Source organism: Brevibacterium iodinum ATCC 49514, assembly GCF_900169265.1.
Classification (GTDB): domain Bacteria; phylum Actinomycetota; class Actinomycetes; order Actinomycetales; family Brevibacteriaceae; genus Brevibacterium; species Brevibacterium iodinum.
Map to the genome: position 1 here is coordinate 66,948 of NZ_FXYX01000001.1, position 14,153 is coordinate 81,100.

General features: G+C 66.2%; 14 protein-coding genes and 1 riboswitch. Of the genes, 6 read left to right on the top strand and 8 right to left on the bottom strand.

Going from position 1 to position 14,153, the window contains the following annotated elements; translation table 11 throughout:
- The first annotated feature begins 133 nt into the window (after positions 1-133).
- From nadA to BI49514_RS00330, 6 genes are all read left to right on the top strand, one after another.
- On the top strand, positions 134-1,417 hold the full coding sequence (gene nadA / locus BI49514_RS00305) for a quinolinate synthase NadA (RefSeq protein ID WP_101543333.1): 1,284 nt from the start codon (positions 134-136) through the stop codon (positions 1,415-1,417).
- Positions 1,417-3,090, top strand: coding sequence for an L-aspartate oxidase (gene nadB, locus BI49514_RS00310; protein WP_101543335.1), 1,674 nt, complete (start codon positions 1,417-1,419; stop codon positions 3,088-3,090). The genes nadA and nadB overlap by 1 nt, the downstream gene beginning before the upstream one ends.
- Positions 3,084-3,938, top strand: a complete 855-nt coding sequence (gene nadC, locus BI49514_RS00315; protein WP_101543336.1) for a carboxylating nicotinate-nucleotide diphosphorylase — start codon at positions 3,084-3,086, stop codon at positions 3,936-3,938. Before nadB ends, nadC begins: the two co-directional genes overlap by 7 nt.
- A gap of 1 nt (position 3,939) precedes the next feature.
- A complete protein-coding gene (locus tag BI49514_RS00320) occupies positions 3,940-5,157 on the top strand; it encodes a cysteine desulfurase family protein (protein ID WP_101543338.1) in 1,218 nt (405 codons plus the stop codon).
- Positions 5,158-5,285: 128 nt separating this feature from the next.
- On the top strand, positions 5,286-5,501 hold the full coding sequence (locus BI49514_RS00325) for a hypothetical protein (protein ID WP_145996164.1): 216 nt from the start codon (positions 5,286-5,288) through the stop codon (positions 5,499-5,501).
- A 31-nt stretch (positions 5,502-5,532) separates the two neighbouring features.
- Entirely contained in the window at positions 5,533-6,057 is a 525-nt protein-coding gene (locus tag BI49514_RS00330; RefSeq protein WP_101543341.1) for a DUF1648 domain-containing protein, read from the top strand.
- 6 nt (positions 6,058-6,063) lie between these two features.
- On the opposite strand, the gene BI49514_RS00335 is transcribed toward BI49514_RS00330, so the two are convergent.
- The 8 genes from BI49514_RS00335 to BI49514_RS00370 all read right to left on the bottom strand — a co-directional run bounded on the left by BI49514_RS00335 (position 6,064) and on the right by BI49514_RS00370 (position 14,133).
- Positions 6,064-6,804: a TenA family protein gene (locus BI49514_RS00335; RefSeq protein ID WP_101543342.1), complete on the bottom strand. Its 741-nt coding sequence runs from the start codon at positions 6,802-6,804 to the stop codon at positions 6,064-6,066.
- A 101-nt stretch (positions 6,805-6,905) separates the two neighbouring features.
- A complete protein-coding gene (gene thiD, locus BI49514_RS00340; protein ID WP_101543344.1) occupies positions 6,906-7,772 on the bottom strand; it encodes a bifunctional hydroxymethylpyrimidine kinase/phosphomethylpyrimidine kinase in 867 nt (288 codons plus the stop codon).
- A complete protein-coding gene (thiE, locus tag BI49514_RS00345; RefSeq protein WP_101543345.1) occupies positions 7,772-8,530 on the bottom strand; it encodes a thiamine phosphate synthase in 759 nt (252 codons plus the stop codon). The genes thiD and thiE overlap by 1 nt, the downstream gene beginning before the upstream one ends.
- A complete protein-coding gene (gene thiM, locus BI49514_RS00350) occupies positions 8,527-9,441 on the bottom strand; it encodes a hydroxyethylthiazole kinase (protein WP_101543346.1) in 915 nt (304 codons plus the stop codon). The genes thiE and thiM overlap by 4 nt, the downstream gene beginning before the upstream one ends.
- A riboswitch (TPP riboswitch) is annotated at positions 9,429-9,547 on the bottom strand. Its footprint overlaps the gene before it by 13 nt.
- Before the next feature lie 151 nt (positions 9,548-9,698).
- The gene (locus BI49514_RS00355; protein ID WP_101543348.1) at positions 9,699-10,910 is read right to left on the bottom strand and encodes a sugar ABC transporter permease; all 1,212 of its coding nucleotides are present in this window, start codon (positions 10,908-10,910) and stop codon (positions 9,699-9,701) included.
- Positions 10,907-11,731 (bottom strand): ATP-binding cassette domain-containing protein, encoded by an 825-nt coding sequence (locus BI49514_RS00360; RefSeq protein ID WP_101543350.1) that lies wholly within the window; start codon positions 11,729-11,731, stop codon positions 10,907-10,909. The genes BI49514_RS00355 and BI49514_RS00360 overlap by 4 nt, the downstream gene beginning before the upstream one ends.
- 96 nt (positions 11,732-11,827) lie before the next feature.
- Entirely contained in the window at positions 11,828-12,922 is a 1,095-nt protein-coding gene (locus tag BI49514_RS00365) for a substrate-binding domain-containing protein (RefSeq protein WP_101543352.1), read from the bottom strand.
- A 92-nt stretch (positions 12,923-13,014) separates the two neighbouring features.
- Complete coding sequence (locus BI49514_RS00370) at positions 13,015-14,133, bottom strand: LacI family DNA-binding transcriptional regulator (protein WP_101543354.1); 1,119 nt, start codon at positions 14,131-14,133, stop codon at positions 13,015-13,017.
- Positions 14,134-14,153: the final 20 nt, after the last annotated feature.

Sequence of the window (14,153 nt, forward strand, 5' to 3'; positions counted from 1 at the left end):
GAGTTGTACATTGCCCACCCTCAGGATTAAGCTCAAATCTGCGCAAACAAATAAACGCACAAGTGCGCAAAACATTTCGGGCGGTTTCACCTCGCGCGAGGCGCGGGTCCCGCCCACCGAGCGAAGGACGATGATGACCACGACAGCTTCGATCGAACTCATCCTCAAGGACATCTCTGCCTCGGGAGCGAACGACGATATGTGCTCGACGGAGCTGCTCGATGCACCGTGGGACGTCGACGAACGCCCCGGCTACGGTCCCGGTTCCTCGATGGCCGACCCGATCCCGGTCGCCGCTCCACGTCAGGGCGACATTCCCGACGAATACAAGCAGGCATCGCCTGAAGAGCTCGACGCCCGCATCCGGGCTGCCAAGGCCACCCTCGGCGATCGCGTCGTCATGCTCGGCCACCACTACCAGCGAGTCGAGGTCGTCGAACACGCCGACTACATCGGCGACTCGTTCATGCTCGCCCAGGCCGCCCAGAACCATCCGGAGGCCGAGGCCATCGTCTTCTGCGGCGTCCACTTCATGGCCGAGACCGCCGACCTGCTGTCGAAACCGGAACAGTCGGTCATCCTGCCCAACCTCGCCGCCGGCTGTTCGATGGCCGATATGGCCAGCATCGATCAGGTCGAGGACTGCTGGGAGCAGCTGACCGAACTCTTCGGCACCGAACCCGATGTCGACGGTCGCGTCCCGGTCATCCCCGTCACTTACATGAACTCCTCGGCAGCGATCAAGGGCTTCTGCGGCCGCAACGGCGGCATCGTGTGCACCTCCTCGAATGCCGAGGTGGTTCTGGAATGGGCCTTCGAACGCGGACAGCGTGTCCTGTTCTTCCCCGACCAGCACCTCGGCCGCAACACCGCTGTGAACATGGGCATCGGTCTGGACGAGATGCCGCTGTGGAACCCCGCCAAGCCACTGGGCAACAACGACGAGCAGACGCTGCGTGAGGCTCGCGTCATCCTGTGGCAGGGATTCTGCTCCGTGCACAAGCGCTTCACCCCCGCCCAGATCGACAAAGCCCGCGCGGATCATCCGGATGTGCGCGTGATCGTTCACCCCGAATGCCCGCGTGAGACCGTCGAAGCCGCCGATGAGGCCGGATCGACCGCGTACATCACGAAGGCCATCGAACAGGCGACCGAACCGACGACGTTCGCCATCGGCACCGAGATCAACCTGGTCCAGCGGCTGGCCGCCGAACACCCTCAGCACGAGATCTTCTGCCTCGACCCCGTCATCTGCCCGTGCTCGACGATGTACCGCATCCACCCCGGCTATATCGCCTGGGTCCTCGAATCGCTCATCGACGGACAGGTCGTCAATCAGATCTCCGTCGACGCCGAAGTGGCCGAACCTGCCCGTTTGTCCCTGGAGCGGATGCTCGCCGCGAAGCCGCGGATCTGATGAGCCGCGTCATCGTCGCAGGCTCCGGGATCGCGGGGCTGACCGCGGCACTGCGCCTGTCCGGCCGTCACACGGTGACCCTCGTGACGAAGGGCCGCCTCGGCGAGTCGAACACCGAGTGGGCGCAGGGCGGCATCGCCGGTGTCATCGGCACCGACGACACGGTCGATTCCCATATCGCCGATACGCTCACCGCCGGCGCCGGGCACTGTGATCCGGAGGCCGTGCGCTGCCTGTGCGAAGCCGGTGGGGACGCGATCGTCTCCCTCGCCGAGGCAGGGGTGGACTTCGACACCGACCCGACCGGATCCTGGGCCAGGGGTATAGAAGGGGCGCATTCCTATCCGCGCATCTTCCATTCCGGAGGTGATGCGACCGGTCGGGCGATCAGCACCGCTCTGGCGCAGAAGCTGCGCATCGAGGTCGTCGCAGGGCGAGTCACCCTGCTCGAGGACACGACGCTCGTCGACATCCTCACCGACGATCACGAGCGTAGACCGGGTCGAGCCACCGGAGTCACCGTGCTCCGCGACGGCCGTGTCGAGGCCCTGGCTGCTGATGCGATCGTGCTCGCCACCGGCGGTGCCGGGCAGCTCTTCGCACACACGACGAACCCGGCGGCTGCCACCGGGGACGGTTTGGCCGCTGCCATTCGCGCCGGTGCTGTTATCTCCGATCTCGAATTCTTCCAGTTCCATCCCACCGCCCTTCCAGGTCCCGGCTTCCTCATCTCCGAGGCCGTCCGGGGGGCCGGTGCCCTCCTCCTCGACGAGCACGGCCACCGGTTCATGAGTGACATCGACGATCGCGCGGAGCTCGCCTCCCGTGATGTCGTCGCCCTCGCCCTGCATCGCCGCCAGGCGGCTCAGGACGGACGTCCCTGCTTCCTCGATGCGCGGGCCGTCCCGGATGCGACGGCAAAGTTCCCGAGCATCACCGCGGGGCTTGCCGCTCGCGGCCTCGATCTGTCCCGGGACCTCATTCCCGTCACTCCTGCCGCCCACTACTTCATGGGCGGGGTGGCCACGGATCGCGATGGTCGCACGAGTATAGAGGGACTCTTCGCCGTCGGCGAGGTCGCGCGCACCGGAGTGCATGGAGCCAACCGGCTGGCCTCGAACTCTCTGCTCGAGGGCGCGGTCTTCGCCGCCCGCGCCGCCGCAGCGATCGACGCACGCCCGACTCACACGACCGCAGCAGATCTCGCCACGCACAGAGCAGACCTCCGCTCCGAGGCCTCGGAGTCACTGAACCGTGAACATCACCTCCCACTCCCCCAGTTCGATCCATTCCACCAGACGGCACGGACACGGACTGAGCTGCAGGCTCTGACCTGGGCTCATCTGGGCGTGGAACGCACGGCCGCGGGCCTGCGGACCCTGCTCGACCGCCTCGGCGAAGACGGCACCGACAAAGGCCACACTGACAAAGGTGGCCCCGACGAACGCGACCACGGCAAGGATCGCAACTGCGACCCAGCAGTGAGGAGCGTCGAAGCACTCGAGACCGCGAACCTCGCCCTCATCGCCGAACAGATGGCTCGGCATGCCCTGGCCCGGGAGCACAGCCTCGGCGCGCATACCCGCACCGATACGACGCTCGCCTCGTCGACGACCGCGCCGTCCACCGCCACTTCGCCCACCGCTCTGCTTCAGGAGGCCACCGCATGCTGACCGCTTCAACCATCGATTCCGCACTGCGTGCCGCCCTCGACGAAGACGCTCCCTGGGGAGATATCACCGGCGAAGTCTTCATCCCCGCCACCGCCTCGGCGAGGGCCGAACTGCGTGCTCGCGAAGACGGGGTGCTCGCCGGAATCGAGGTCTTCGCCCGCGCTTTCACACTCGTCGACCAGAGCGTCACGGTCGACCTCGCCGCCGCCGATGGAGACGCTTTCACCGCAGGTCAGGTGCTCGCCACGGTCGCCGGCCCCGCTCGAGCAGTGCTGCAAGCCGAACGGATCGCATTGAACTTCTGCCAGCGCATGAGCGGAATCGCCACCCAGACCCGTGCCTATGTCGAGGCCGCCGCTGGGCGTGCTCGCATCGTCGACACTCGCAAGACGACGCCCGGGCTGCGCGCGTTCGAGAAGCACGCGGTCGTCTGCGGCGGCGGACACAATCACCGCTTCGGCCTCTCCGACGCGGTCATGGCCAAGGACAATCACCTCGCCGTGCTCACCAGTGAGGGACTCAGCGTCGCCGAGGCGATCCGCACCGCCCGTGCCCGTCTGCCACACACGACGATGATGATCGAGGTCGAGGTCGACCGGCTCGACCAGGTGCCCGCGGTGCTCGACGGCGGCGCCGATATCATCATGCTCGACAACTTCACCCTGGCTCAGCTGCGCGAAGGCGTCGAACTCGTGGACGGCCGCGCCGTCATCGAAGCCAGCGGCAACGTCACCCTGGAGACGATTCCGGAGGTCGCCGCCACCGGCGTCGACGTCATCTCCTCGGGCGGGCTGACCCACAGCGTCCGCGCGATCGACCTCGGTCTCGACCTCTCCCTCGAGGTCTGAGATGACCGGGCGCCTCTACCTCGACACCGCGGCCGCGGCCCCCGTGCGCAGGGAGGCCCTCGAAGCCGCTTGGCCGTATCTGGCCGGGGCGTTCGGCAACCCGTCGAGCCACCACGAATTCGGGCGCGGACCCGCCGAAGCCCTCACTGATGCCCGTGCTCGCGTGGCTAAGGTGCTCGGCATGCGCGCCACGGACATCACATTCACCAGCGGCGGCACCGAGGCGGACAACCTCGCGATCATCGGCATGGCCCTCGGCGCTCGGACTCAGGGTCGGGCTCAGTCCCAGGGTCGGGCCGGGACCGCGGTGCCGCCTCGGCGACATATCGTCACTTCCCCCATCGAACACGAAGCCGTACTCGCCTCGGTGGAGTTCCTGGCCCGCGTCCACGGATTCACCGTCACCGAGGTGGCCCCGACCTCCGATGGGACAGTGACCCCCGAAGCCCTCACAGCGGCGATCCGCCCGGACACCGTGCTCGTGAGCTTGGGATATGCGAACAATGAGATCGGCACCGTTGCGGACATTCCGACCCTGGCCGGCATCGCCCACGAGGACGGTGTCCTCTTCCATACAGACGCCGTGCAGGCGGCCGGGTGGCTGCCGCTGAGCGGGTTGGGCGTCGATGCGCTCAGCCTGGCCGGGCACAAGGTCGGAGCGCCGAAAGGCATCGGTGTGGCCGCGATCCGCGCTCGCGTCCCCGTCGAACCGCTCATCCACGGCGGCGGGCAGGAGTCAGGCCGACGCTCGGGCACGGAGAACGTGGCTCTGGCCGTCGCATTCGCCACGGCCCTCGAACTCGCCGAGGCGGAGCGGCATGAGGCCGCCGACCGTGTCCGGGCCATCCGCGATGAGTTCATCGCCGTGGTTCTCGGCAATGTGCCTGGGGCGTTCCTGACTGGCGCGCAGGGCACGGCCGGCCCCGATGGCCGGCCGGCTCGAACTCCGAACCATGCGTCGTTCTGCTTCTCGAACACCTCCGGTGAGGCAGTGCTGCTCGAGCTCGAACGCCGCCGGGTGACGGCCTCGAGCGGTTCGGCCTGTGCAGTCGGCTCCGATGAGCCTTCCCATGTGCTCACGGCCTTAGGAGTCGCGGCCGAAGTCGCCCAGACGAGTGTGCGCTTCACCTTCCCGTCCTCGATCACCTACGACCAGGGACGCGCGGCCGCCCGAGCCGTCATCAGCGCTGCCGAGAGCCTCGCCTCGTCCTTTGCATGAACGGCGTCTCACACCCGAGTTGATTTTGATCACCTTCACGCTCACCAAGTGGGATAGGCCTATCTTTCTCTGTAGTTTGGGGCGAGGCTGAAAGTGAGGCATTCGTATCAGGATGTGAGGGGGCCGCCATGGATCTTTTGATTCTGTTCATGATCGCAGTGATGTTTGCGACCGTTGTGTTCTTCATCGGTCGGTTCGCCTGCCCGAAGCACGACCGAGTGCCCCTCATCGAGGTCGATCACGTGCTTCTGTGGACGACTCTGCGCCGCGGCTGGCATGCGCTCGGATCGTTCGGTCCGCTCACTCATTACCCGGATGGTCCATCCGGAGCGTCTCGCGCCTGAGGCTGCTGACGGCTGTTGTTAAGGTGACAACATGCCTTCCTCTGCACAGCCGCACCGGAACCCACCGAGTGAGATCGCCGCGCTCGTCTTCGCGGTCGCCTCGATCCTCGTCTTGCTCGGGGTCTGCGTCTGGTTCTGGGTGCAGGCGCCCGCTAACGTGGCCACCCATTTCGACTCCGGTGGCCGGCCCGATGACTGGACGTCGAAGGCCGGTCTCCTCGGGATCTTCGTGCCCGTAGGCGTCGGTCTGCCCGCTCTGATGTCGATCAGGCCGCTGTTCGAGAAGCTGCCGGCCTCGCTCATCAATGCCCCGCACAAGGAGTATTGGCTCGAGCGCGGCGAGAAGACCTACCTCGTCGACTGCCTCATGGAGCTGCTGCGCATCACCGCGGGGCTCACCGCGCTGCTCATCGCAGCCATCCTCGTCATCATCGCCGAGGGGACGCGTTCGGCAACGATGCCGGAATGGCTGACGTTCGTGCCGACGGCCATCTTCCTCGCCGCCACGGGACTCGCCGTCTGGCGTTTCTACCGCCGGCTCACCCCACCGAGGTGACCGCGCTCAGACGGTGACTTCCTGGGGCAGGAACACGGAGACGTCCCAATTCTGCATGGCGTGTGCCGAGGCCCAGAAGTGGAGTTCGTAGACGCAGGCCTGTTCGAAGGCGGCGCGCATGCGGGCGGCTTCCTCGCTCGGGGCCTTCGCGAGTTCCTGTTCGAGGATCTGCACGGCGTGGCGGGTCGATTCGTCGAAGTCGGGAGAGTCGTAGGTCTGCACCCAGGTGCGGTAGGGGTGGTCGTCGGCCATCTGCCCGGCCCGGTCGACAAGCACCTTGCCCATATGGGCGTACACCCAGAAGCAGGGCAGCACTGAGGCCACGCCTTCGCCGTAGGATCGGCTGGCGGCGTTGGCGACGAGGAAGGACACGTAACCCAGCGTCGTCGGTGAGGCCTTGAAACGGGAGCCTTCCGCGGTGAGTTCTTCCAGCGCCGAGGCGAGTCGGGCGTCGGCGAGCAGCTCTGCGTGCATCTCCTCTTCGACGGTGATCGCCTCGGCGGCAGATCCGGCCCAGAATCGGGATTCGTCACGGTCGACGGTCTTCGCGGCCAGGAACGACATGGCCTTGGCATATCCGTTCAGGTAGAGGCTGTCCTGCGAAATGTAATTGACGAAGGCCTTCGGATCGAGGCTGCCGTCGGCGAGCTGGGCGAGGAACGGCAGCTCTTCGATCTGCTTGACGATGGGGCCGACGCGGTCCCACAGCTGGGTGGTCAGTGGGCCGGCGGTAAAGGTGACGGTCATGGGAACTCCTTTGTGCTGGTGTGACGTGGTGATTCGTATGACGTGGTGGTTCGAGTGAGTTGGCGGTTCCGGTGAGGTGGTGGTCAGGCGGGATGGATATCTCAGGCGGGTCGACCGCGGACGATGTCGACCTGGTGGTCGACCGGTCCGTGGGCGCCCTCCGGATTCAGGCTCAGCTGCCAGTCCGCAGCCGAGGTGAGAGCGCGAGCAAGATAGTCGAGGGCATTGCCGACGGCCTCGCCGAGGATGTCCGAACCGATCTCTGTGTGTTCGCGGCCGAGGACGGCCACCTCGGCGGTGATCGCGGCCGACAGGGTGCACCCGGTTCCGTGCGTATTCATCGTCGTCACCCGGGGGTGGGTGAACTCGCGAACCTGGCCATCGGCGGTGGCGAGGATGTCGATGACCTCTTCCTCGCTGCCGTGTCCGCCCTTGAGCAGGACCGCTCCGGGCCCGCGTTCGAGCAGACGCCGTGCCTGGTCACGCATGGCTTCAGTCGTCTGCGCTTCGGGTTCGTCGTCGGAGATCAGCAGGGCCGCCTCGGGGAGGTTGGGGGTGATGAGGTCGGCGACGGGCAGCAGGTGGGTGCGCACGGCGTCGACGGCATCGGTCTCGAGGAGGCGGTGGCCGGAGGTCGCGATCATCACAGGGTCGACGGTATAGAACCCGAGCCGGCCTTCGGCGGCGCGGGCGACGACGAGTTCGACAAGGTCACGGCTGCCGAGCATCCCCGATTTCGTCGCATCGACGGGCAGGTCGCCGAGCACGGAGTCGAACTGTTCGGCGACGAAATCGACGTCGATCGGATAGACCCGGGACACACCGTGCGTGTTCTGCGCAACGAGGGCCGTGATGACGGTCGTGCCCATGGTCTTACGCGCGGTGAAGGTCTTGAGGTCGGCGTGGATTCCAGCACCGCCGGAGGGATCTGTGCCGGCGATGGACAGGGTGATCGGCGGGCGGGTCATCACTCGCCGCTCCCGGTGAAAGCGGCGAGCAGCTCCTCGGCTGCCGTCTTCGGGTCGTCGGCCATGCAGATCGCCGAGACCACGCAGATCCCGATCAGCCCCCGTCCCTTCAGGTTAGGGGCACGGTCAGCGTTGATGCCGCCGATCGCGACCGCGGGGATGCCCGCTTCTGCCACCAGTTCCCCGAGGCGCTCCGGTCCGATTCCGTCGGGGGCGTCGGCTTTCGTGGAGGTGTCAAAGACCGGTCCGATGCCGACGAGGTCGACGACTCCGGAGTCGCGGGCGGCGGCGAATTCGTCGCTGTTCGCGGCCGAGAGACCGATAAGCGGTTCCGCACCCAGGGCGGCACGCACCTCGGCGACGGTGGTGTCAGTTTGGCCGACGTGGATGTGCACGTTCTCGCCTTCGTCGATGAGGCGGCGGGCCACCTCGACGCGGTCGTTGAGGACGACGGGGACCGTGCGGTCGGTGTCGCGGGTGGCGGCGTCGCCGGCGGCGATGACTTGGCGGGTGAGCGAGTAGAAGTCACCGTCGTCGATGTCTTTGTCGCGGACCTGGACGATGCCCACTCCCCCGGCGACGGCGGCCTGCACGGTCTCGGCGACGCTGCGACCGGCGGCCTCGCATTGCGCGGAGTCGGTGACAAGGTAGAGGCGCGTGTCGATTCCGGCGAAGCGGTCGGTCGAGCCGTCTCGGTCGTTCACGGTCGCGCTGTCATCAGCCGAGTTGTCAGCGATGTGGGCGGATCCGGCGGTCATGCCCGGACGCCTTCGCCGGCGGTGAGCGTGTCGAGGCCGATTCTCGCCTGTGCGAGTCGGTCACCGTCGACGGCGTGGAGTGCGTCGAGGAAGTTCACCGAGTAGCTGCCGGGCCCCTTCGCGCCATCGGCGGCGAGTTCCCCGGCGACCGCGAAGTGGGCGTGGGCGGCGACGACGGCTTCGAACTTCGCCGAGGCGGCCCCGCCGATCGCGGACTGCTCGGGGGCGCTGATTGCTGAGACGTCGGCGTCGGGGTCGGCCAGTCCGGCACGGGCGGCGGCCAGGTATGCGACGGTGACGGCGCCGAGTGAGCAGCCGGTGCCGATGACCAGCGGCATGAATTCGTGTCCGCCGGAGATCCGGGCGACGTGATCGGTGCCGTCGATGTGGGCGACGACGGCGTCGGTGGGTCCGGAGACCGCGACGATCGCGCCGGTCTTTCGCGACAGTTGAGCCGCGGCGGGAAGGACGGCATCGACTTCATCGGTGGATTCGACTCCACGACCACCGAGTCCGACTCCGGCGAGTGCTGCGATCTCGGAGGCGTTGCCGCGGATGGCAGTCGGGTGATCGGCGGCGGCACGGCGGATACGGGAGGTGCGGAAGTCGACGGCGCCGACGCTCACGGGGTCGAGGACCCAGGGCTTGCTGGCGGCATTCGCGACGTCGATGGCTGCGTCGGCGGCGAGCAGCTGATGGTTCGAGGCGGTTCCGAAGTTGACGAGGATTCCGCTGGCGATTCCGGCGAACTGTCCGGCGTCGGCTTCGTGGTCGAGCATCGCCGGGGAGGCGCCGATGGCCAGGAGCACGTTCGCGCTGAACTGCTGCACCACGGTGTTCGTGATGCACTGGATGAGTGGATTGCTTGCGCGCAGTCGCGCATTCGCAGAACGCAGGTCGAAGTCAACCATGACGATCCCTTCGCTAGTATGGCCCAGATCAGGTTCGATGGGTGTTCTCTCAGCCTCGCCGATCTCCGCCTGAGCGGATCGTCATGAGGCACCCCATGTCATTGGCTCCGACTGTATCAGCCCGGTCGGACACGGGCGACTCCATACTCTGCTTGGATGCTCAGCACCGACCGCTCGACTTAACGTCGCTGTATCAAGCTATGCATTGCGCGCTCGATGCTAAGGCGAGCGGTCGGCAGAGGGAGCTTCGCGCCCCACTACCCCCGTCCGACGTACCTCTGGCCGCGGCGGCTCAGCGCATCGATGACGACGGCGGTGAGCAGGACGAGTGCGGTGATGATCTGCTGTGCATCGGAGTTGAAGCCGATGAGGTAGAGACCGTTGTTGATCGCACCGACGACCAGAGCACCGAGCACGGCTGCCCAGGCGGTTCCGCGACCGCCGAACAGCGAGGTACCTCCGATGACGGCTGCAGCGATCGCATTGAGCAGGTCCTGCGTGCTCACCAGCGTCGATCCCGCATTCGTCGTCACTCCGGTCTTGATGAAGCCGAACAATGCGGCGAGCACTCCGGCTGCCATGAACACGCTGATGCGCACCCAGGTCACGCGGATGCCGGCGCGCCGTGCAGCTTCGACCTTGCCGCCGACGGCGTAGATCGACCGGCCGTAGCGGGTCTTTCGCAGCACGAGATCGATGATGATCGCGATGACGATCATGAGGAAGAAGGGCATCGCCAGACCGAAGTCCTGATTGACGAGGATGAGGAACCCGAACACGATCGCGGCCAGGAGCACGATCCGCACGATCACGGAGGTCCAGCTCGGAGCACTGAGACCCTCCCGGTGGCGGCGCAGCTTCGAATAGATGATGCCGCCGCCGAAGCCGATGATCGCGACGGCGCCGAAGATATAGGCCCAGATCGCCGGGAAGTAGAAGCTCGCAAAGTCGAACGCGAAGGTGTCCGACATCGATAGGTTCTTCTGCGTGCCAAGAGTCGTCAGGGTCAGACCGGTGAATGCGAGCAGACCGGCCAAGGTGACGACGAACGCCGGGATGCCGACGACGGCGAAGAACCAACCCTGAATCGCACCGACGACCAGGCCGAGCAGCAGCATGATGATCAGTGCCAGGGCCGGCGGCACACCTTGTCTCACCACCAGAACTCCGAGCAGCGAGGCGGCCAGACCGCCCAATTGCGCCAGAGACAGATCGATCTCGCCGAGGAGCAGGATGAGGTTGATGCCGAGAGCCAGGATCGCGAGGAACGCGACCTGAGTGGAGAGATTGACGAGGTTGGCCGGAGAGATGAAGTTCGAGTCGGCCGACTGGAACACGATGACGATGACGATGAGGGCGAGGATGACCGGGAACGACCCCAGCTGTCCCTCTTTGACCCGGCGGACGAAGGTGCCGATCACGCCTTCGGACGAGATCCGCTCATCGGTGATGAAGGAATTGCGGGTCATCGGCGCTCACCCCTTCGTGCGGCGCGTTTGGTCACGACATTGTCGCTGGCTCCTGTGATCGCGGCGACCAGCACATCGGTGCGTTCGTCACCAGGGAAGTCACCGGCATCCTTGCCCAGCCGCAGCACGTGCACCCGGTCGCACACCGCCTGCACATCGGCCATATTGTGGCTGACGAGCAGCACGCCGAGGTCGCGTTCCTTGAGCCGTTCGATGAGGTTGAGCACCTCTGCCGTTTGGGCGACGCCGAGCGCCGCCGTCGGTTCGTCGAGCATGACCAGGGATGGTTCGCTGAGGAGGGACCGGGCGATCGCGACCGTCTGACGTTGACCGCCGGACAGGGCAGCGATCGGTACGCGCACGCTCGGGATCTTTGCCGAGAGGCTGCGCAGCAGCTCCCAGGATTTGGCTTCCATCGTCACTTCGTCGAGGACGCCGCCGCGGGTCTTCTCATGTCCGAGGAAGAGGTTGGCTACCACGTCGAGGTTCTCGCACAGGGACAGATCCTGGAACACTGTGGCCACTCCGGCTTTCTGTGCATCCTTCGGGGAGGAGAATCTCTGCGCCGTGCCGTTCATGATGAGTTCGCCGTCATCGGCGGCGTGGACTCCGGCGATGACCTTGATCAGGGTCGATTTGCCGGCGCCGTTGTCGCCGACGAGGCCGACGACTTCGCCGCGACCGACGCTGAGATGGATGTCGGTCAGGGCTTGGACTGCACCGAACCGTTTGTTGATTCCGCGCAGTTCGAGCACCGGCTCGCTGTCGCTGCCCGGCGTCCGCGTCGCCGCGGAGGTCGGGTCGGGTGTCTCTGGTGTCATCTGTTCCTACTTGTCGCAGTCTTTGACCCCGGCAGTCGGCGACCGGTGACGGTCGCCGACTCGGGGTCGGTCACGTCAGATCGTGAACGCGCGCGCTCACTTCACGCCGGCATCGGCACAGAGCTTCTCCACCTTGCCTGTGCAGATGTCCTCGGCCTTGATCTGGTCACCGACGATGTCCTTGATGGTGTCGGTGGTGACGACCTTGGCTTCGACGAAGTCCGTGGGGGTGTCCTTGTAGGTCGTGCCCGCGTCGACGTCCTCGCCAGCGGCCAGGGCCACGGCGGCCTTGGCGGCGAATTCGGCCTGCGGCGGGATCGACTTGTAGATCGTGGCGTACTGGTCACCCTTGAGGATGTTCTGCAGTCCGTCGACCTCGGCGTCCTGACCGGTGACGACGGGTTCGCCCTTGGCCTTCTTCGTTGCGGCGATGACGCCGCCGGCGGTGCCGTCGTTGGCCGAGTAGATCGCGATCGGCTTCTCGCCCTTGCCCTGCAGCTGACCTTCGACCCACTGGCGGGCATCGTCGGGGTTCCAGTCGAGGGTGTCGTGGCTGGCGGCGATGTCCACGCCTGCGCCCTTGAGGGTCTCTTCAGCGCCGGCCTTGAAGTCCGCGGCGTTCGGGTCCTTCGGATCGCCGTTGACCATCCAGACAGGTCCCGACTTCGGGTCGACCCCGGCTTCCTTGAGTCCGTCGAGGACGGCCTGGCCCTGCAGGTTGCCGATCTTTTTGTTGTCGAACGAGGTGTAGTAGTCGGCACCTTCGAAGAAGCGGTCGTAGGAGATGACCGGGATCTTCTTCGCTTCGGCCTTCGACAGCGCGGATGAGACTGCGGAAGCGTCGACGGGGTCGAGGACGATGGCGTCGACGCCTTCGGTCACGGCCGCTTCAACCTGTTGCTGCTGCTGAGTCGCGTCCTGATTGGCGTTGCGGTATTCGACCTTCGCGTCTGGGTTGGCTTCTTTGAGGTACTTCTCGAAGTTCGGCTTGTCGAGCGACTCGTACCGGGTGGTCTTCGACTCGGGCAGCAGCAGCGCGATGGTGACGTCCCCGTCGCCGCCGGATCCGCTGTCGGCCTCGTCGTTTCCCTGGCCCTTCTGGTTGCCGCAGCCGCTGAGTGCAAGAGCACCGATCGCGACGGAGGCACCGAGGAGCGCCAGCTTCTTGTGGGACTTAAGGTTGTGCCTCATTGTGAACCTTTCAATCTTTCTGACAACGTTGTCAGGCTGTTGAATATGATTCGCTGAACGCCGCCTGCTGTCAACTGTTTCGATAAAAATCTTCAGCGGGTGTCCGGCGGCTCTTCACCGCTGCCACGAGCGATGACGCACACCGCATTGTCGAAATCGGGCACGCCGTCGTCGACATGATCGCGCCCGTTCGCCTCGCCCGCGATCGGGCCGTCCCCTTCGCCGAGGCGGCCCCCGCCCTCCCCGGAAACGTTGGGTCCGCCCCAGGAGACGCTGGAATCCGCGCTGTCGCGGAGTCGTCGGACCGCCTCGGCGGCAAGGGATTCGACGTTGCGATCGACGACGGTGACGTCGAGGAGTTCGGCCGTGGGGAAATCGTCGATGCCGACCAGGGCCGGCCATTCGCCGAGGCGGCGGCAGGCGTCGATGGCACCTTGGGTCACCGTGGCGGACAGGGTGATGAGGGCTCCGGGTGCGCTGCGCGAGCCGAGCCAGGCGGCGACGACGTTCTTCGCGCTGGCTTCGTCGTGGGCGTCTTCGCGCATATATGCGCGCCAGCCGACGCCGCGGCGGCCGACGATAGCGTCCTGGATTCCCTGCAGTCGGCGGGTGGTGATGAGGCTGGGCGAATGGTCGCCGATGACGCCGAGTGCCATGTGCCCGTGAGCGAGCAGCTGTTCAGCCGCGAGGCGTCCCGCTTCACGGTCATCACCTGTGACGATGCTGATTCCAGGGCCTTCGACGGCCGGGTCGAGGGACACGATTCGAGTGCCCGGCGCCGAGGCGGCCCGTGCGTAGGTCTCGGACGCCTCGGGGTGTGCGCGGATGACGATGATCCCGGTCAGGTCGTTGGCGAGGCATTCGTCGAGGAAGGCTTCCTCCCGGTCCGGGTCGTCTCTGACCACGGTCACCACCGGGCGCAGGTCGAGGGTTGCGAGCTCGACTTCCACTGCGGCGAAGGCACGGGCTTGGAAGGCATCACCGGCGTCGGAGAGGACAACACCGATATAGGGTGAGCGGCCTCCGGCACGGAGTCGGCGGGCCGTGGGGTTGAGGCGGAATCCGAGTTCTTCGGCGGCAGCTTCGACCTTCTCCGCAGTCGAGGCGGCAACGTGCTTTTCGCCGTTGAGGACGCGGGAGGCGGTTTTGATGCTCACGCCGGCACGCGCAGCGACCGTGGCCAGGGTCGGCCGATCGTTCTGCTTCGCCATGCGCACACCTTTGAGTCTGA

Coding starts and splice junctions, on each gene's coding strand:
- nadA (WP_101543333.1), top strand. CDS start 134: ATGACCACGACAGCTTCGATCGAACTCATCCTCAAGGACATCTCTGCC.
- nadB (WP_101543335.1), top strand. CDS start 1,417: ATGAGCCGCGTCATCGTCGCAGGCTCCGGGATCGCGGGGCTGACCGCG.
- nadC (WP_101543336.1), top strand. CDS start 3,084: ATGCTGACCGCTTCAACCATCGATTCCGCACTGCGTGCCGCCCTCGAC.
- BI49514_RS00320 (WP_101543338.1), top strand. CDS start 3,940: ATGACCGGGCGCCTCTACCTCGACACCGCGGCCGCGGCCCCCGTGCGC.
- BI49514_RS00325 (WP_145996164.1), top strand. CDS start 5,286: ATGGATCTTTTGATTCTGTTCATGATCGCAGTGATGTTTGCGACCGTT.
- BI49514_RS00330 (WP_101543341.1), top strand. CDS start 5,533: ATGCCTTCCTCTGCACAGCCGCACCGGAACCCACCGAGTGAGATCGCC.
- BI49514_RS00335 (WP_101543342.1), bottom strand. CDS start 6,804: ATGACCGTCACCTTTACCGCCGGCCCACTGACCACCCAGCTGTGGGAC.
- thiD (WP_101543344.1), bottom strand. CDS start 7,772: ATGACCCGCCCGCCGATCACCCTGTCCATCGCCGGCACAGATCCCTCC.
- thiE (WP_101543345.1), bottom strand. CDS start 8,530: ATGACCGCCGGATCCGCCCACATCGCTGACAACTCGGCTGATGACAGC.
- thiM (WP_101543346.1), bottom strand. CDS start 9,441: ATGGTTGACTTCGACCTGCGTTCTGCGAATGCGCGACTGCGCGCAAGC.
- BI49514_RS00355 (WP_101543348.1), bottom strand. CDS start 10,910: ATGACCCGCAATTCCTTCATCACCGATGAGCGGATCTCGTCCGAAGGC.
- BI49514_RS00360 (WP_101543350.1), bottom strand. CDS start 11,731: ATGACACCAGAGACACCCGACCCGACCTCCGCGGCGACGCGGACGCCG.
- BI49514_RS00365 (WP_101543352.1), bottom strand. CDS start 12,922: ATGAGGCACAACCTTAAGTCCCACAAGAAGCTGGCGCTCCTCGGTGCC.
- BI49514_RS00370 (WP_101543354.1), bottom strand. CDS start 14,133: ATGGCGAAGCAGAACGATCGGCCGACCCTGGCCACGGTCGCTGCGCGT.